At 65.9% G+C, this 18317-nt stretch carries 17 protein-coding genes and 1 pseudogene; 3 read left to right on the forward strand and 15 right to left on the reverse strand.

What is annotated here, in order from left to right; translation table 11 throughout:
* Nucleotides 1-117: 117 nt before the first annotated feature.
* The 10 genes from hisIE to hisS all read right to left on the reverse strand — a co-directional run bounded on the left by hisIE (nt 118) and on the right by hisS (nt 9231).
* Entirely contained in the window at nt 118-738 is a 621-nt protein-coding gene (hisIE, locus tag A7D16_RS20055) for a bifunctional phosphoribosyl-AMP cyclohydrolase/phosphoribosyl-ATP diphosphatase HisIE (protein ID WP_064634976.1), read from the reverse strand.
* A complete protein-coding gene (hisF, locus tag A7D16_RS20060) occupies nt 728-1504 on the reverse strand; it encodes an imidazole glycerol phosphate synthase subunit HisF (protein WP_064634977.1) in 777 nt (258 codons plus the stop codon). The genes hisIE and hisF overlap by 11 nt, the downstream gene beginning before the upstream one ends.
* A complete protein-coding gene (gene hisA / locus A7D16_RS20065; protein ID WP_064634978.1) occupies nt 1498-2232 on the reverse strand; it encodes a 1-(5-phosphoribosyl)-5-[(5-phosphoribosylamino)methylideneamino]imidazole-4-carboxamide isomerase in 735 nt (244 codons plus the stop codon). The genes hisF and hisA overlap by 7 nt, the downstream gene beginning before the upstream one ends.
* Nucleotides 2229-2831, reverse strand: a complete 603-nt coding sequence (gene hisH / locus A7D16_RS20070; RefSeq protein ID WP_064634979.1) for an imidazole glycerol phosphate synthase subunit HisH — start codon at nt 2829-2831, stop codon at nt 2229-2231. The genes hisA and hisH overlap by 4 nt, the downstream gene beginning before the upstream one ends.
* The gene (gene hisB, locus A7D16_RS20075) at nt 2828-3955 is read right to left on the reverse strand and encodes a bifunctional histidinol-phosphatase/imidazoleglycerol-phosphate dehydratase HisB (RefSeq protein ID WP_064634980.1); all 1128 of its coding nucleotides are present in this window, start codon (nt 3953-3955) and stop codon (nt 2828-2830) included. The genes hisH and hisB overlap by 4 nt, the downstream gene beginning before the upstream one ends.
* On the reverse strand, nt 3952-5043 hold the full coding sequence (gene hisC, locus A7D16_RS20080) for a histidinol-phosphate transaminase (protein WP_064634981.1): 1092 nt from the start codon (nt 5041-5043) through the stop codon (nt 3952-3954). The genes hisB and hisC overlap by 4 nt, the downstream gene beginning before the upstream one ends.
* On the reverse strand, nt 5040-6335 hold the full coding sequence (gene hisD / locus A7D16_RS20085) for a histidinol dehydrogenase (RefSeq protein ID WP_064634982.1): 1296 nt from the start codon (nt 6333-6335) through the stop codon (nt 5040-5042). Before hisD ends, hisC begins: the two co-directional genes overlap by 4 nt.
* Nucleotides 6332-7246: an ATP phosphoribosyltransferase gene (gene hisG / locus A7D16_RS20090; RefSeq protein WP_064634983.1), complete on the reverse strand. Its 915-nt coding sequence runs from the start codon at nt 7244-7246 to the stop codon at nt 6332-6334. Before hisG ends, hisD begins: the two co-directional genes overlap by 4 nt.
* Nucleotides 7247-7255: 9 nt before the next feature.
* Nucleotides 7256-7582, reverse strand: coding sequence for a YerC/YecD family TrpR-related protein (locus A7D16_RS20095; RefSeq protein WP_064634984.1), 327 nt, complete (start codon nt 7580-7582; stop codon nt 7256-7258).
* A gap of 212 nt (nt 7583-7794) precedes the next feature.
* On the reverse strand, nt 7795-9231 hold the full coding sequence (gene hisS, locus A7D16_RS20100; RefSeq protein WP_064634985.1) for a histidine--tRNA ligase: 1437 nt from the start codon (nt 9229-9231) through the stop codon (nt 7795-7797).
* A gap of 108 nt (nt 9232-9339) precedes the next feature.
* Here hisS and A7D16_RS20105 point away from each other — a divergent pair, with 108 nt between their 5' ends.
* Nucleotides 9340-10101 carry a Crp/Fnr family transcriptional regulator gene (locus tag A7D16_RS20105; RefSeq protein ID WP_064634986.1) on the forward strand — a complete coding sequence of 254 codons (762 nt, stop codon included), beginning with the start codon at nt 9340-9342 and terminating at the stop codon, nt 10099-10101.
* 85 nt (nt 10102-10186) lie between these two features.
* Here the strand turns inward: A7D16_RS20105 and A7D16_RS20110 are convergent, their stop codons facing one another.
* Complete coding sequence (locus A7D16_RS20110; RefSeq protein WP_064634987.1) at nt 10187-10930, reverse strand: murein L,D-transpeptidase catalytic domain family protein; 744 nt, start codon at nt 10928-10930, stop codon at nt 10187-10189.
* A 101-nt stretch (nt 10931-11031) separates the two neighbouring features.
* Nucleotides 11032-12339, reverse strand: coding sequence for a threonine synthase (gene thrC, locus A7D16_RS20115; RefSeq protein WP_064634988.1), 1308 nt, complete (start codon nt 12337-12339; stop codon nt 11032-11034).
* 173 nt (nt 12340-12512) lie between these two features.
* On the opposite strand from thrC, the gene A7D16_RS20120 reads away from it, so the two are divergent.
* The gene (locus A7D16_RS20120) at nt 12513-12827 is read left to right on the forward strand and encodes an EthD family reductase (RefSeq protein ID WP_064634989.1); all 315 of its coding nucleotides are present in this window, start codon (nt 12513-12515) and stop codon (nt 12825-12827) included.
* A 74-nt stretch (nt 12828-12901) separates the two neighbouring features.
* Here the strand turns inward: A7D16_RS20120 and A7D16_RS20125 are convergent, their stop codons facing one another.
* The 3 genes from A7D16_RS20125 to A7D16_RS20135 form a co-directional block, all read right to left on the reverse strand.
* Entirely contained in the window at nt 12902-13870 is a 969-nt protein-coding gene (locus A7D16_RS20125) for a homoserine kinase (RefSeq protein ID WP_064635002.1), read from the reverse strand.
* A 41-nt stretch (nt 13871-13911) separates the two neighbouring features.
* Complete coding sequence (gene thrA, locus A7D16_RS20130; protein WP_064634990.1) at nt 13912-16419, reverse strand: bifunctional aspartate kinase/homoserine dehydrogenase I; 2508 nt, start codon at nt 16417-16419, stop codon at nt 13912-13914.
* Between the two features lie 589 nt (nt 16420-17008).
* Complete coding sequence (locus A7D16_RS20135) at nt 17009-17467, reverse strand: TspO/MBR family protein (RefSeq protein WP_064634991.1); 459 nt, start codon at nt 17465-17467, stop codon at nt 17009-17011.
* 690 nt (nt 17468-18157) lie between these two features.
* Between A7D16_RS20135 and A7D16_RS22195 the strand changes: the two are divergent.
* A pseudogene (locus A7D16_RS22195) lies at nt 18158-18317 on the forward strand (IS5/IS1182 family transposase); the annotation flags it as partial.

An 18317-nucleotide genomic window follows, 5' to 3' on the forward strand; every position in this document is an offset into this window, starting at 1 on the left:
GCAGGTTCGAGCGCCGAGAGACACACAACGACAAATCCCTGTAGGAGCGCCCTGGGGCGCGATGCGGCATTCCCGCTAACGCCGCATCGCGCGCCAGGGCGCTCCTACAAAGCCACTTTACTTGTGCCGCGATTCCAGCAAGGCCGTCGCATCGCCAAGGCCCAGCCCGCGTGCGTGCAACAGCACGATCAGGTGATACAGCAGATCGGCCGATTCGCCGAGCAACTCCGCGTCGCCCTGCACCACGCCGGCCAGCGCGGTTTCCACGCCCTCCTCGCCCACTTTCTGCGCGATGCGGCGGATGCCGTCCTCGAACAGCTTGGTGGTGTAGCTGCCGAGCGGGCGTTCGCGCTCGCGCTCGGCCACCAGTGCATCCAGGCTGCCCAAAAACTGCCCCGGCGCAGTGGGGAAGCAGCTGGTGCGGCCCAGGTGGCAGGTCGGGCCATGGGGGCGTGCCTGCACCAGCAGCGTGTCGGCATCGCAATCGGTCTCGATCGACACCACGCGCAGCACGTTCCCCGAGCTCTCGCCCTTGGTCCACAAGCGCTGCTTGCTGCGACTGAAGAAGGTGACTTCGCCGCGCTGCTGCGTGACCGCCAGCGCTTCGGCATTCATGTAGCCCAGCATCAACACGCGCAGGTTGTCGGCGTCCTGCACGATCACCGGCAACAGACCGTCGCCCTTGCTCCAGTCCAGCGCTGCGAGCGCATCGCCGCCTGCCACCTCGTTACTGCCCATCGCGTACCTCGATCTGTTGCGCGCGCAAGAATTGCTTGAGTTGCGGAATTGGAATCGCACCGCTGTGAAACACGCTGGCCGCCAGCGCGCCATCCACATCGGCCTGGTCGAACACGTCGGCAAAATGCTGCATCTCGCCGGCGCCACCGGAGGCGATCAACGGCACCCGGCATAGCGCGCGCACCTGACGCAGCTGCGCAATGTCGTAGCCGCGGCGCACGCCGTCGTTGTCCATGCAATTGAGCACGATTTCGCCCGCGCCCAGACGCTGCGCTTCGGCCACCCAGTCCAGCGTGCGCATCGGCAGCGCCTGGGTCTTGCTCGGGTCGCCGGTGTAGCGGCGCACGCGCCACTGGCCGTCTTGTTCGCGGATGGAATCGATGCCCACCACCACGCATTGCACGCCGAAGGCATCGGCCAGCTCGGAAATCAATTGCGGGCGACCTAACGCAGGCGAGTTGATCGAAATCTTGTCGGCACCGGCGTGCAGCACCGCACGCGCCGTTTCCACATCGCCAATACCGCCAGCAACGCAGAACGGGATATCGATCAGCCGCGCCACGCGTTCCACCCAGGTGTAGTCGACCGAGCGCCCTTCCGGGCTGGCACCGATATCGTAGAACACCAGCTCGTCGGCACCTTGTGCGCGATAGCGCAACGCCAGCTCGACGATGTCGCCCATATCGATATGGTCGCGGAACTTGACGCCCTTGACCACGCGACCATCGCGCACGTCCAGGCACGGAATGATGCGGCGGCTCAGCATGCCAGTGCCTCTTTCAACGCAAGATGTCCTTCCAGCAAGGCCTTGCCGAGTACGATGCCGGCGCAACCCGCGGCCTTGGCGGCAGCGACATCGGCCAGATTGCGCGCGCCGCCGGAGACCTGCACCTGCAACTGCGGGGTCAATGTGCGCAGATGCGCGTACAGCGCCATGTTAGGACCAGACAACATGCCGTCGCGGGCGATATCGGTACAGAGCAGATGCTGCAGGCCGGCCTGCGCGTAACGCACGGCCAGCTGATCCAAGGTAGCGTCGGCGGATTCGGTCCAGCCGTGCACCGGCAGTTGCCAAACACCCGCTGCGTCCTGGCGCGTGTCCAGCGCGATGGTCAGGCGATCGGCACCGAATTCCTGCAGCCAGGCAATGACGGTCGCGCTCTCGCGCACTGCCAGCGACCCAATCACCACGCGTGCAGCGCCCGCATCGAGGATGCGCGCCACATCGTCGCGTGAGCGTACGCCGCCGCCGGTCTGCACGTGCAGACCTGTGGCACACGCGATCTCGTCAAGCGTGGCAGCCAGGGTGTAGCCGCCCGCCTTTGCCGCATCCAGATCGACCAGATGCATCCACTGCGCGCCGGCTTCGGCAAATGCCTGTGCGCGCGGCAGCACATCGTCGCCGTACTGCGTTTCACGCGCGTAATCGCCTTGCAGCAACCGCACCACGCGGCCGTTGCGGATATCCAGCGCCGGGTAAACGGTGAAACTCATGGGAAACTCATCTCAAGAAAATTGCGCAGGATGCGTGCACCGGTGTCGGCCGAACGCTCGGGGTGGAACTGCGCGCCGCAGCGCAGGCCGTGCTGCACCACTGCGGTAAACAGCCCGCCGTGATCGCAGGCGGCCACGGTGTCGGCCGTTACCGGCGCAGCGTAGCCATGCACGAAATAGGCACTCGCACGTTCGGGTAGGCCGGCCAGCAGCGCGGATTCGCGCATCGGCACCAGCTGATTCCAGCCCATGTGCGGCACGCGAATCCCAAGCGCGGGCGTCATGTGGCGCACGATGCCCGGCAGCAGGCCGAGGCAATCGACATCGCCTTCTTCGGAATGTTCGAACAGCAATTGCATGCCCAGGCAGATGCCGATCAACGGCACCTGCAGTTGCCGCAATGGTTCGACCAGGCCCTGCGCGCGCAGGCGCGACATCGCCTCGGGCGCGGCGCCGACCCCGGGCAGGATCACCCGCTGCGCGCTTTGCAGCCCTGCTGCATCGCGCACCACGCGCGCTTCCACGCCCAGCCTTTCCAACGCGTAACGCACCGAGCCCAGATTGGCGCCGCCGGCATCGATCAACGCAACATCGGTCATAGCGCGCCCTTGGTGGTTGGCAAGGCGGTGCCTTCGCGACGGATCGCCTGACGCAGCGCACGCGCCAAGGCCTTGAAACAGGCTTCGACCTTGTGGTGATCGTTTTCGCCGCGCACGCTCAGGTGCAGGTTCAAGCCCGATGCATCGCAGATCGAACGGAAGAAGTGCGGCACCAGTTCGGTGGGCATGTCGCCCACGCGCTCGCGCTTGAACTCGCCGTCGAACACGAAGTACGGCCGGCCGCTGAAATCCAGCGCAGCACTGGCGATGGTTTCGTCCATCGGCAGCGTAAAGCCGTGCTGCGCGGTGTCGCCAGCCACGCGCCACGGGCTGCTTTCGGGATCAAAACCATAGCGGCCGATGCCGCGCTTGTCGCCCAGGGCTTCGCGCAGGGCCTGGCCAAGGGCAAGGCCGGTGTCTTCGATGGTGTGGTGCTCATCGATCTGCAGATCGCCTTCGGCGCGGATGTCCAGCGCAAAGCCGCCGTGCTTGCCGATCTGTTCCAGCATATGGTCGAAGAACGGCAGCCCGGTGGCGGTTTTTGGTTCGGCCACGCGATCCAGATCCAGCTCGACGCGGATTTTGGTTTCCTTGGTATTGCGCTGGACCACCGCACGGCGCGGTGCATCGGCCAGTTCGTGCGCGATGCCGGACCAATCCCACTCACCACCGAACTCATCGGTGCGCAGCTGGAAACCACGAATATTGAGGTTCTGCGCGAACTGGATGTCGGTGATACGGTCGCCCACCATCGCCGAGCGCGCCCAGTCGATCGTGCGGTCCTGCAGATACGGCACCATCAGGCCGACGCCGGGTTTGCGCGTGGGTGCGTTGTCGGCCGGCCAGCTGCAATCGATCAGCACTTCGCGGAACTCGATGCCCTGGCTGGCGAAGACCTGCAGCATCAAATTGTTGGGGCCGTCGAACGAGGCTTGTGGATAGCTTTCGCTGCCCAGACCATCCTGATTGCTGACGATGACGAATTGATAGCCGGCATCGCGCAACTTGAGCATCGCCGGAATCACATTGTCGACGAAGCGCAGTTTTTCGTAGGCGTCGATCTGGTAATCGGCCGGCTCGGTGATCAGCGTGCCGTCGCGGTCGACGAAAAGAATCGGAGTCATGCGGCGGCCTCCTGCGTGCGCTGCAGCGCGCTCAGCACGCGCGCGTTCTGTTCGTGCGTGCCCAAGGTGATGCGCAGTGCATCGGATAGTTGCGGCACCGCGCGTTGGTCGCGCACCACCACTCCGGCCTCCAGCAGCGCCTGGAACGCGGCTTCGGCATCGTGGAAACGTACCAGCAGGAAGTTGCCCTGCGAGGGATACACCTGCCGCACGCCGCGCAGTTGTGCCAGCGCGTTGTGCATGCGCTCGCGTTCGGTGCGGATCTCGGCGATGCGGCGCTGGGTGACTTCCAGCGCTGGCGCGGACAAGGCCTGCTCGGCCATTGCCGCGCATGGCGTCGGCACCGGATACGGCGCCTGGCAGCGGCGCAGCAACGCGATCAACTCGGCATTGGCGATCAGCGTGCCGATACGCGCAGCCGCCAGCGCGTGCGCCTTGGAGAGCGTACGCAGCACAGCGAGATTGTCGTAACGCGCAAGCAAGCTCACTGCCGACGGCACATCGGAGAACTCGCCGTAGGCTTCATCGACCACCACCAGAGCCTTGCCTTGCAAGGCCTGCAAGGCGGTTTCGATGTCTTCGAGGCTGATCGCCGAACCGGCCGGGTTGGAAGGCGAACACAGGAACACCAACTTGGCACGCGAGGCCAAAGCTGCCTCCACGATTGCCGGGATATCCGCATGGAAACCGTCGGGCCCATCGACCAGCGGCACTTCTAGCAACGGCGCGTTCTGCAGGCGTGCGCACACGGCATACATGCCGAACACCGGCGGCGTCACCACCACCGCATCGCGCTCCGGCACGCACAGCCCACGCACCAGCAGATCGATCGCCTCGTCGCTGCCGCGGCCGATCAGCAGCTGCTCTGGCGCGCAGCCGTACACGCTCGCCAACGCGCTGCGCAAACCCTTGGGCTGCGGATCCGGATAGCGCCGCGTGCTGGCGCCCGGGTCGGCCGGATTTCCCCACGCGGACTCGTTGGCGTTGAGCCAGACATCCCCCTGCAACGCGCTGGTACGCGCCGACGAATATCCCGCAAATGCGCGCAGATCTTCGCGCACCAACTCCAGAACCGATGCGGTGCTCATGCTGCCACTCCCATCCGCAGTGCCACGGCATTGGCGTGCGCATCCAGGCCTTCGGCGCGCGCCAGAATCAAGGCGCATTCGCCGATGCCGTCGATACCGGCCTTGCTGGCGGCCTGCACGCTCACCATGTTCTGGAAGCTGGCCACGCTCACGCCGCTGTACGCGCGCGCCGCGCCGCTGGTCGGCAACACATGGTTGGTGCCGCTGCAGTAATCGCCGAGCGCTTCGGGCGTGTAATCGCCAAGAAATACCGAGCCCGCCGCTTCCACCTGAGCCAGACACGCGCGCGGTTCGCGCAACGCCAGAATCAGATGCTCGGGTGCATAGCGGTTGCTGATCGCAAAGGCGTCGTCCAGCGATTGCACCTTGATCAGCCGCGATTGCGCCAAGGCCTGGCGTGCGATGTCGGCTCGCGAAAGTTGCGCCAACTGCACGTCCAACTGCGCTTTGACAGCGGCAATCAACGCGTCGCTGTCCGATAACAGCAACACTTGCGAATCCGGGCCGTGTTCGGCCTGCGACAACAGGTCGGCAGCAACGAAGGCCGGCTGCGCGCCGGCATCGGCAATCACCAGCACTTCGGAGGGGCCGGCCGGCATGTCGATCGCGGCTGCGCCGGATTGGGCCACCTGCTGCTTGGCTTCGGTCACAAAGCTGTTGCCCGGGCCGAACAGTTTGTCGCAGCTCGGCACCGACTCGGTGCCATACGCCATCGCTGCAATCGCCTGCGCGCCGCCCAACTTGAACACGCGGCGCACGCCGGTGAGCTGCGCGGCCACCAGCACCGCCGGATCCACGCTGCCGTCCTTGCGCGGTGGCGTGCATAGCACCACCTCGCGGCAACCGGCCAAACGCGCTGGCACACCGAGCATCAGCGCCGTCGACGGCAACGGTGCGCTGCCTGCAGGCACATATAACCCGACCCGCCCGATCGGGCGCACGATCTTTTCGCAGACCACGCCCGGCGCAGTTTCTACGGCGTAGCCGGCGCTCATGCCGGCGCGGTGAAAGGTGTCGATCCGCGCCACCGCGTCCTGCATGGCCTGGCGCAGTTCGGGTGCAACTGCGGCCTCGGCAGCCGCAAATTCGGCCTCGCTGACAATGAAACTCTCCAGCGACACACCATCGAAACGTGCGGTGATCTCGCGCAACGCGGCATCGCCACGTGCGCGCACATCGGTAATCAATGCAGCCACCGCATCGCGCGTCTGCGTGGCCACGGTCTGCACCGGGCGCGTCAACGCGTCGGTGCGTGCGGCGCTGTCGAGTTGGGACCAATCGAGAATGTTCATGCCAGCGAGCGCTCCACCGTCAACACCATCAAGCCTTGCGCACCTGCGCGTTCGAGTTCTTCCAAGCGTTGCCAGGTCACCGCGCCGTGGCACATGGTCTGCAGCCGCAGTGCGCCGTTGCCGTCGTCGGGCAACTGCACCAGCGGCTCGGCATCGGGCAGCAGGCGACGCAGCGCATCCACATGCGCCTGCTCGGCGCGGAACATCAGCAACTTGCTGTCGCGCAACTTGAGCACGCCGTCCATGCGCCGCAGTAGCATCGCCAACAGCGCTGCGCGTGCGTCAGCCGGATCGCGCACCGCGCCAGCCAGTACCGCTTCGCTTTCCATCACCAGTTCGACCGGCTTGAGCTGGTTGGCGGCCAGGGTGGCACCACTGGAGACCAGATCGCAGATCAGATCGGCCGTACCCAGACGCGGGGCGATTTCCACGGAGCCGGAGAGCTCCACCACCGCCGCATCGATGCCCTGGCGCTCCAGCCAGTCGGCCAGGATCGCCGGGTAGCTGGTGGCGATGCGCTTGCCGGCCAGTTGCGCCACGCCCTGCCACTCCCATTCTTCCGGCACGGCCAGCATCAACCGGCATTGGCCGAAACCGACCCCGCGCACGGCGTGGTAGGCGGCCGGCAAGCCGTTGCGGCGGCGCTCGGCGGCCTGCTCTTCCAGTTCGTTCTGGCCGACGATGCCTAAGTCGCAGACGCCATCGGCGATCAGGCCGGGGATATCGTCGTCGCGCACCAGCAGCAGGTCCACCGGCAGCGATTCGCCGTAGCAGAACAGCTTGTCGCGGCTCTGCCGCCAGCTCAGCCCGCACGCCGCCAGCAGGCTGCGTGCAGGTTCGGCCAGACGGCCGCTTTTCTGGATGGCGATACGCAACCGGTCACGTGCCGGCGCTGCCGTGGAAGCACTCATCTTGTTCTCTCAGTGGGATTCGACAGGGCGCGACGACTGCTCGCGCAGGGCCTCGGCATAGCCGCCGGCGCCATGATCCAGCGTGCGTGCAACGCGCCCGATGGTGGTCACGCTGACCTGGGTCAGCTCGTGGATTTCGCGATACGGCACGCCCTTGACCAGCAAGGGCACCACCCGCCAGCGGTCGGCCATGGCTTCCAGTTCGGCGGGCGTGCACAGATCACGCAGAAAGGCCTCGACTGCGCCGGGCTCGCTCAGGCAGGCCAGCGCATCGGCCAGCATCTTGAGCGAGGCGGCGACATCGGTACTTTCGCGGGGGGCAGGTCGTTGTTTCATTGCGTTAATGTAATAGCGTGTTAGTACATTAACGCAAACGGCATCGATTGGACAAGCCTGGAGCCGTCGAAGCGTTCAGTGAACCCGTGCACGTAACGATGCCGAAAATGAAAACCCACCGACGCCAGGGCGTCAGTGGGCTTTCGGTTGTGCTGCATGGACTACCGCGATCTCGACCGCCGGACGGCTGCCCGCCGTCCACACCGGTCGGCTCACCCGCCCTTGGCGCCCCCAGCCACCAGCATCGCCTTGGCCTGCTCCAGCTCCACCTGCAAGGTGCTCGCCAGCTCGTCGCGGGCAACGTCGAACTGCTGCTCGCGCACCAGGTCCTTCACCGCCACCACGCCGCGCGCCAGCTCGTCGTCGCCGGCCAGCACCACGAAGCGGATGCCTGCGCGGGCGGCGTACTGGAACTGCTTGCCGACCTTCTTCGGCTCCATCTGCACTTCGGTGTTGATGCCACCGATGCGCAGCCGGCGCGCGATGTCCAGCGCGTCCTCCAGACGGGTTTCGTCCATCAGCGCGACCATCGCCTGCACGCTGCTTTCGGCGATGCCCTGGATCAGGCCGGCTTCGCGCAACTGCCAGAACAGGCGGGTCAGGCCGATCGAAATACCCACGCCGGGCAATTTGGACTTGGTGTAGTGGCTGGCCAGGCTTTCGTAACGGCCGCCCGAGCAGATCGAGCCAATCTGCGGGTGATCGGTGAGCGTGGTCTCGTAGACGGTGCCGGTGTAGTAGTCCAGCCCGCGCGCGATGGAGAAATTCAGGCAGTACGCGCTCTCCGGCACGCCCAGCGCCTTGACCAGCTCGAGCACTTCGCGCAATTCGGCAATGCCCTCGCCCAGCGTCGCACTGGCGCCGACCGAGGCTTCCAGCGCCTGCAACTGCGCCAGCGCATCGGCGTGCCCTGCCGAACGCACCGCCACGAACGCAAGAATCTTGGCAACCTGCTCGGCCGCAATGCCGAAGCCCTCGCCCACCAGCGTGTCGCGCACATAATCGGCACCACGCTTGTCGATCTTGTCGACCTCGCGCAGCACCGCCAGCTGCAGCTCGCCTTCGGCCACGCCCAGGCTTTCGAAGAAGCCGCGCAGCAGCTTGCGGTTGTTCAACTGCACCTTGAAGTCGCCGATGCCCAACTCGGCGAACACCGCATGGATCACCGCCAGCACTTCGGCGTCGTAGCGGATGCTCAGCGCGTCCTTGCCGATCACGTCGATGTCGCACTGGTAGAACTCGCGGAAGCGCCCGCGCTGCGCACGCTCGCCGCGATACACGCGCTGCATCTGGTAGCGGCGGAACGGGAAGCTCAGGTCGTGTTCGTGCTCGGCCACATACCGCGCCAGCGGCACGGTCAGGTCGAAGCGCAGTGCAAGCTCGGGCAGGCCAGCGGTCTCGGCACCCTCGTCGGCCGCGGCGGCGGCATTGGCCAGCGCACCGGTGGACTGCACGAAATACACCTGGCGCTCGGTCTCGCCGCCGGATTTGGTCAGCAACACATCGGACAGCTCGAACACCGGGGTTTCGACCGGCAGGAACCCGAACCGCTCGTAGTTGCGGCGGATGACGTCCAGCATGCGCTGGAACGCGATCTGCTCGCGCGGCAGCAATTCCATGATGCCGGGCGGCGTACGGGGCTTGATCACGAGCGAAACTCCTGCAGGACGAATGTGGCGAACGCACAATTCTACCGGCAGCCGGCCGTGCTGACCGCATGGCGTATCATTCAATGCGTCCCAGGCAGTGCGTGGTCCATGTACCGGCAGCTTTCAGACCCCAGCGTGACCTGCCCGGCGCCCGGCACGGCATCTGCCAGCGGCGCGCCAGGGTCGGACTGCGCGCTGTGCGCAGTACGTGGCCGGGCCATTTGCGCAGCGCTGTCGCCGCAGGAAATGGACGCGCTGGATCAGGTGACCCACGCGGCGGCCCATGCGCCTGGCAGCACCTTGGTGCGTGCCGGCGAGACCCGGCACAACGTCTATACGGTGACCTCCGGCGCGCTGCGCATGGTGCGCACGCTGGCCGACGGGCGCCGCCAGATCACCGGCTTCGTGCTGCCCGGCGACTACGTCGGGCTCACCGAAACCGCGCAGCACCGCCACGATATCGAAGCCATCGTCGACAGCCACGTGTGCAGCACCCCGATGGCGCAGATGCGCCAGCTGCGCGAGCGCTACCCGCAGCTGGAGCGCAAGCTGCTGCAGCGCACCAGCATGGAACTGGCCGCCGCACAGGACACCGGCCTGCTGCTGGCGCGTCTGCAGCCCAGCGAACGGCTCGCGCATTTCCTGTTGCGGCTAGCCGCCCGCTCCACCCTGCCCGGCGCCAGCGGCGACAGCGTGGCGCTGCCGATGAGCCGCAGCGACATCGCCGACCACCTCGGGCTGACCATGGAAACGGTGAGCCGCACCTTCACCAAGCTGCGGCAGCAGCAGCTGATCGCCCTGCCGCAACTGCACCTGGTGCAGATCCTCGATTACGCGGCACTGCGCAGCCTGGCCGGCGATACGGTGTGAGGGGTGATGGCGGATGGGTCGGTTTGATCGATGCGCCAGTATGCGTTTGCCCAAGCAGTCGGCCGGGTCGTTCGCATACAACCACTCAGCGGCCGGCCACCGTACCCGCTCCCGCCCCGCCGCAGCCGCCGCTCAGTAGTTGCGACTGACGCAGCCAGGCGCGGTCCGGGTAATAGGCGAACACGAAGGCGCCTTCGCGCAAGGTATCGATCAACTGCCTGGCCACCGCCGGCCGCACGGCCGGGCAGCCCAGGCTGCGGCCGAGCCGGCCCTGGGTGCGGATGATGGCTTCGCTGACATACGGCGCGCCATGGATGACGATGGCGCGGTCGCGCGCGTGGTCGTTGAACCCCGGCTCCAGGCCCTTGAGCCGTAACGAGTAGCCGTTATGGCCGGTATACGACTCCTGCGCGGTGAAGGCGCCCAGGCTGGACTGGAAGCTGCCGTCGTTGTTGGAAAACTTCGCCGCCAGGTTCTCGCCGGTATTGCGCCCATGCGCGACCCACTCCTGGAACAACAAGCGCTGCTTGTCCAGATCGAACACCCACAGCCGGCGCTCGGTGGAGGGGCGGCTGTAATCGATGACGCTGAGCACCCGCTCGGCGCCCACCTGTTGGCGGCGGCGGGCGCATTGCAGCGCTTCGGTGGCCAGGGCCAGCACCTGGCGATCCAGCGACGGCGCCTGACGCGCCAGTGCCTCGACCAGGCCGACGCGCGGCGCGCCCAGTGGCGACAGCGGAGAAACAGCTACGGCATCGGCCGCCCTGGCCGTACCAGCGGTAGCCCATCCGCATAACGCGGCGGCAACGGCGATCAATCGATAAGACATGCAACAACCCACAGCGGACGCGGCACCACAGCGGGGCCGCACCCTCCTACAAATAGCCCCATGCGGGCCAGTTTCAAGCCCGGCTGGCTGAACGCATTGGGTCAGGCGGCATCGGCAAGCAGACGCTGCCGGAAAGCCGCGTAGTCCGGCGCCAGTGCTTCGGCGTGGGCCGGGCGCTGTAACAATGCGGCCAGCGCCGGCGGAACCTCCACCGCCCGGCCGATCAACGGCTCCACCACGCCCTCGAACTTGGCCGGATGCGCGGTGGCTGCCACTGCCCAGTCGCCTGTGCCGCCCTCCGCCCCTTCGGCGCGCAGCTGCTCGAGTACATGCACTGCGGTGGCGGTATGCGGGCAATGCACCTCGCCGTAGCGCGCAAAGCGCTGCTGCACGGTGTGGCGAATCGCCGCATCGTCCACCGACAGGGCCCGGAACTCCTCGCGCAAGGCAGCATCGTCGCCGTGGTAGAGCCAACGCAAGCGTTCGAAATTGCTGGGTGCACCGACGTCCATCGCATTGGCCAGCGTGGCCACGCTGGGTTGTGGCGCGTAGGCATCGCCGGCGAAATAGTCCGGCAGCACATGATTGGCGTTGGATGCCAGTGCGATGCGGCCCAGCGGTACCCCGAGCGCGCGCGCAATGATCGCCGCCAGCCCGTTGCCCAGGTTGCCGGTTGGCACCACCAGATTGAGCACACTGCCCAAGGCTGCATGGTGCTGCAGGGCGGCATGCGCGTAATAACTCATCTGCGGCAGCAGCCGGCCCAGGCTGATGCTGTTGGCCGAACTCAGCGGCACCTGCGCCTGCAACGCCGCATCGTTCAAGGCTTGCTTGACCATCGCCTGGCAATCGTCGAACGAACCAGCCACACGCAAGGCCTGGATGTTGTCGCCGAAACAGCCCAGCTGGTGCGCCTGCCGTGGCGACACGCGGCCATCCGGATACAGCACCACCACGCGCAGGCCGGGTTGGCGATGGAACGCGGCGGCCACCGCTGCGCCGGTGTCGCCCGAGGTGGCCACCAGGATGGTGAGCGGGCGGTCTTCGCTACGGCGCAGGCGGGTCAGGCAGGCGGCCAGAAAGCGCGCGCCGAAATCCTTGAACGCAGCGGTGGGCCCGTGAAACAGCTCCAGCGCGTAATCGCCCGGCGTGCCCAGCGCCACCAACGGCGCCGGGAAATCGAAAGCTTCAGCGCAGATGGCCGGCAGCTCGGCCGCCAGCGCGTCGCCTTCGAAAAACGGCTGCAGCAGCGTGGTGGCGGTGTCGGCCAGATCTGCGCCTGCATCGAGCGCGCGCGCGGGCGGAAGGGTCTGCGGCACGTACAGGCCGCCATCGGGCGCCAGGCCGGCGGCAATGGCCTGGCTCAGACTTGCGGCGGGCGCACCGCCACGGGTGGAGATGAAGTTCATGGTGACTCCAGACAAAGCGAGAACGAGGTGGGCAACGCGGCATTGCCCGAGAACGCGGAGACCGGGATGGGCGGTTGGGCCGATGTCGGTGCCCTGGCCGCACCCGGCCAGATGGTCATCCACCGCCGGCGCCACGGCGCTATGCTGCGGGCACCTTTCCGTGGAGCAGGCAGATGATCAAGGTCAGCGTGATGTACCCGTACCGCGACGGCGCCCGCTTCGACCACGCCTACTACCGCGACACCCACATGCCGCTGGTGAGCGCACGGATGGGCGCGGCCTGCCTGAGCTACACGGTGGATAAAGGCATCAGTAGTGGCGAGCCGGGCAGCACCCCGCCCTACATCGGCATGTGCCACATCTTTTGCGAATCGGTGGAGGCCTTCGGCGCCAGTTTCGGGCCGCATGCTGGCGAAATCCTGGGCGATATCGCCAATTACACCGACCTGACCCCGGTGATGCAGATCAGCGAAGTGGTGGTCGACTAAGTCGCAGGTCGCGCGCAGCAGGCCAGACCTGTTGTAAGCGTTCTGCGGCCTGTTGTCATTGCGGGCATGCTGCTTCATTCGAGCAACCGCGCTGCCGGGCTTGCGATCGGCGACACCCAGGCCTGGCTAGCGAAACCTGCTGCAGCAAACCCGGCCTGCACGGCCGGTGCCGCAGCGTCTGCAGCGGCGCGCGATTCGAACCAGGCAAACACGCTTGGCCCGGCGCCGGAAATGCTGGCACCCAACGCGCCGTGTTCCAGCGCTGCCTGCTTGGCGTCCGCGAAGCCGGCGATCAATGGTGCGCGACGCGGTTCGATCAGCACATCGCGCAGGCCTGCGCGTACCAGGCCCGCATCGCCGGCATGGCAACCGGCCAGCACCAGCGCCAGATTGGTGCTCTGCGCGACGAACTCGCGCAGCTGATACGCGCCGGCCAGGGCTTCGCGCGCGCGCCGCGTTTCCAGCGCTGCATCAGGATGCACCAGCAAGCTATGCCAGGCTGCCGGCACTGCGATCGGCACCAGGCGCTCCAGCGTGCACAACACCAGCCCGCCTAAAAACAGCGGCCCCAGGTTGTCGCCGTGGCGGCTACCGCTGGCCACTGCTTCACCATCGAGCGCGTACTGGTAGAGCTGGTGGTGGTCCAGCGGCGAGGCCAGCAGCGCGTTTGCCGCAACCAACGCCGCCACGCACGACGCAGCAGAGCCGCCCATACCCGAGCTCAGCGCAATGCCCTTGTCGATCTCGATTTCAAACCCGTAAGGCAGCTGCAATGCGGCACGCAGCGACATCAACGCAGCGCCTGCGGTATTGCGTTCGGCGTCGAGCGGCAGCGCCACGGTCGTGCCGCGAATCGCCGCGATGCGCACTGCAGGTTCTTCGATGCGGCGCACGGTGACGGTATCGCCGACGCCATCGATCGGGTAACCGAGCAGGTCGAATCCCACCGCCACGTTCGCAACCGATGCCGGCGCGAAGGCACGCGCTTCGTGCAGCCCGTGCTTGCCGACAGAAGCGCCATCACTATTGTGCGCACGCGCCACCGTTGCTTGGCTCTCGCCGGTCTGGCCGACAACTACCTGCGTCACAGCCGCGCGCCCTCGCCCGCCGCCACGCGCAACAGATCGGCGAATACGCCGGCTGCGGTCACTTCCGGACCGGCGCCCGGGCCCTGCACCACCAACGGGTTCTCGCAATAGCGCCGCGTGGTGAACTGCACCACGTTGTCGGTCAGACGCAGGTTGGCGAATGCGTGATCGGCAGGCAGCTCGACCAGGCCCACGCTGGGCGCGCGGTCCGGCGGCAGTTGCGCCACATAGCGCAGCACATTGCCGCGTGCACGCGCGTCGGCCAGACGCTGCGCAAAGGCCGCATCCACCTCGGGCAAGCGCGCGATGAAGTCGTCCACGCTGGCCTGGCGCAATGCTTCCGGCACCAGGCTTTCCACCTGCACGTCTTCCAGGCTGATCGCACGCCCTGCTTCGCGCGCCAGGATCACCAGCTTGCGCGCCACATCCACGCCGGACAGATCATCGCGCGGGTCCGGTTCGGTATAGCCCATGCCGCGCGCCTGCGTCACCAGTTCGGCGAACGGCACGCTGCCGTCGTATTTGTTGAACAGCCACGCCAGCGTGCCGGAGAAGATGCCTTCGATCGAGGTCACCGCATCGCCGGTATCGACCAGATCGCGCAGCGTGGTGATCACCGGCAAACCCGCGCCGACGGTCGCCTCGTAACGGAAGCGCGCGCCGCTGGCGTCGGCCGCTGCGCGGATGGCCTCGTAGCGCGCCAGCGGGCCGGAACCGGCCTGTTTATTCGGCGTCACCACATGGATGCCGGCCGCCAGCCAACCCGCGTAGCGGTCGGCCACTTCGGCGCTGCCGCTGCAATCGATGATCACCGTGTGCGGCAAATGCGCGGACAGCAGATGCGTGGTGAAGCGCTCCAGGTCGGTCGGCGTAGCGGCCGATGCGAACGCATCGCGCCAATCGCCGACCAGTCCACGTTCGTCCAGCAGCATGCGACCGCGCGACACCACAGCGCGCAGGCGTAGATCCAGGTTGGCCTTGCCCAGCAACTGCGGTTGCGCAATGCGCAGCTGATCCAGCAACGCAGCGCCGACATTGCCGGGCCCGATCACGCCCACCGAAAAGGTCTGCGGCGACAACCAGAAACCGGCGTGCGCCGCGCGCAAGGCCTTGGTCGCATGCGCCGCATCGATGGCTACCGAGATGTTGCGTTCCGACGAGCCCTGCGCAATCGCCAGGATATTGACCTGCGCGCGCCCCAACGATTCAAACAGGCGCGCCGCAACGCCAGGCTGCCCGGCCATGCCATCGCCCACCGCCGCCAGCACGCTGATGCCGGTGGTGAGCTGCACGCGCTGCACCTGGCCGACCGTGAGTTCATGCGCAAATGCCTGCAGCAGCGCATTGCGCGCACGCTCGGATTCGTGCTGTTTGACCACGCAACAGATCGAATGCTCCGACGAGCCTTGCGAGATCATCACCACCGAGACCTGCGCCGTGCGCAGCGCTGCAAACACGCGCTCGGCCGTACCCGGCACGCCGATCAGGCCGGTCCCTTCCAGATTGAGCACCGCCAGATCCGGGCTCAGCGTCAGCCCCTTGATCGGCCCACTCACCGCGCTGCTGGCGGTGATGCGTGTGCCAGGATGTTCGGGCTGGAAGGTGTTGCGGATGATGATCGGCAAGCCGCGCTCGATGGCCGGCGACATCGTCTGCGGGTGCACTACCTTCGCACCGAAATAGGCCAGCTCGCACGCCTCGTCGTAGCTCAGCGTTTCCAGCTGCACCGCTTCAGGCACCACGCGCGGGTCAGCCGAGAGCACGCCATCCACGTCGGTCCAGATATGCAGCTCGTCGGCATTGAACAGCGCCGCAAAGATCGCACCCGAGTAATCGCTGCCGTTGCGCCCCAGCGTGGTGATGCGGTCGGCACGATCGCGCGCCACAAACCCGGTCACCACCACCCGCGTTTGCGGATGCGCCTGCCGCCACGTGGCAAGGCGCTGCGCACTGACGTCCCAATCCACATCCACGCCAAGCTCGCCGCGATTGACCACCAGCACGTCGCGCGCGTCCAGCACCGCGCAGTCTTCGCCGATGGCGCGGAAGTGGTCGCCCAGCAACTGCGCCGAATACACCTCGCCCAGACCCTGCACGCGGTCCAGTACCTCACGCGGCAACTCGCCGATCACCGCCAATGCACCCAGGATCTGCGACAGATGTTCGAAGCGCTCGTCCAGCCATTCCACCGTTGGCCCGGAATGCTCGCCAAGCAAGGCCACCGCTGCACCGCGATGGCGCGCGCGGGTTTCATGCCAGCGCTCGCGCCACTCGGGGCGATCTTTTGCGGCCAGTTCGGCCAGCTCGATCAAGGCATCGGTGACGCCCTTCATCGCCGACACCACGGTGACCTGCACCGTCTCGTCGCGGGCGAGCAACAACTGCGCCACATGCCGATACCGCTCGGCATCGGCCACGGAGGTGCCGCCGAACTTGTGCACCAAGGTGCGGTGGGATGGCGCCGGCGCGGCGGCAGGGTCGAGCGAAACAGCAAGCGATGACATCGACAGACCTCGTTAGGGAGGCCCCGTCCGCTTCAGGTGAGAGGGAGGCCCCCGCATCCTGATCCGGGTGCGGGGCCGTTGTTTTCGGAAGTTACGCGAAGACGACGGACCGCACCGGGCAAATGGTGACGGTGGTAATGATGGTGGTAATACCGGCCACGCCCGTGCCCGCCCGCAGCAGCGGCTGGCAAGGAAGCGAAACGGTGGCGGAGGCGTTACCCATGCCTGCAAAAGACATCACCGGGCCGAGGCCTGTCAAGCAGTCCGTCAATGGGCGTGCGCCTGCTGCCACAGCCCTGAGCAGAAAACCTTGCGGCTCAAAGATTTAAGCAACGCGCTCGCAAGCAATTGATTGCTATGGAAACTTTTCGAGCCGCCTCAGCAGGCGGCGCTGCGCAGGTTTCGAACATGGATGGACGCTGTCGTGCAACCCGGCCAATGCGATGCAGCTGACGGATCACTTACGCGCGAATGCATCGGATCGTTGCCGGTGCCACTGCACGTCCAGCAGCAGGTCACTTCGCCTCAGGTGACAGACCGTCGCCATCGCTGTGCCAGTCGGTGCAAATCAGCAAGGTCGGCACAGAGATCAGCCAAGCATCTGCGGATTGAGTTGCCAGACCGAATAATTGAGCGCGGCCGCAAAGCTCACCCATGCCAAGTAGGGCACCAACAACCACGCGGCCACTGAGTTCCGCTTCGCAAATACGCCGATCGTTGCCGCAAGCGTCAACCACAGCAGCACGATATCGGCGAAGGCCCATGCACCCATGTGCCACGCAAAGAACAACCAGCTCCATAGTCCGTTGAGCGCCAGCTGCAAGATGAACATGCCCAGCGCCAAACGCGCCCCGGCCCAGCCCCCGCGCCGCCATACCAACCAGACCGCCACCGCCATCATCCCGTACAGCGCAGTCCAGACCGGCCCGAACAACCACCCCGGCGGCGCCCATGCTGGACGCTGCAACTCGGCATAGAAGCTGGCCGCCTGGATCGACGCCAACGCGCCCAATCCGGCGACGGCGTAACACAGCGCCAGCCAGCCCAATAGTCCAAACCATCGAGATTTTTTTCGAGATGTCCTGCGTCATGACCGTGATGGGTTGAGATCGACAGCAACTAGCGTGGCAGACCACTTGTGCAAGCGACGCGTAAGAAGGGCGGCCACTCGTAGCTTCCCGCATCAAGAAACAACCTTGGACTCTTGGTAGCCATCCACCAGCTCCCTAGGCACGCTTATCAGAGACCCACTTTGCCGGATTAATTCAACAGCACAGCTTCATTGGTCCAGCTGCTCCGTCAACCTCTCGCGCAGCGCGAGACGCTGATGAGACGTTCGCCGATGGAACCCGGTTTCACCATGGTTAGAAAGCTCGCACGCTTTGCCGGAAGCTGTACGGGCGCCAATGACGCTGCTGCTTTGAAACCTGTGAAATCACAGGGTAAAGCTGACCCGTTAATTGCACCTGACCCCGTTCTTTAGGCGCCGATCGGACGTTCGCCGATGGCCTGTCTCACCATGGTTAGAAGGCTTGCATACTCTGCCGGAAGCTGCATGGGCGCAAATGACGCTGCTGCTTTAAAACGTGGGAAATCTCAGGGTAAAGCTGACCCGCTAATTGGTCGCCCCTGAAAAACCCCCAAACCACATCCATTGCAGGGCGTCCCCCGCGTTTTCGGCGTGCTGGAACTGCCAGTTTTCGTTAATGTACGCACTGGTTTCTGGCAGTTTTCGCCCATGCGCACACGCCGTCCCGCTGCCGATCACTTACCTGCCGATGAGTTGTTTCGTTCGCGTCTGGAAAACCAGATCGACCTGCGCCATCCACTGGTTCAACTAAGCCATCGGCTGCCGTGGAGTGCGTTGGAGCAGGCGCTATCGCCACGATTGCCGGCCA

Source organism: Xanthomonas nasturtii (assembly GCF_001660815.1).
GTDB lineage: Bacteria > Pseudomonadota > Gammaproteobacteria > Xanthomonadales > Xanthomonadaceae > Xanthomonas > Xanthomonas nasturtii.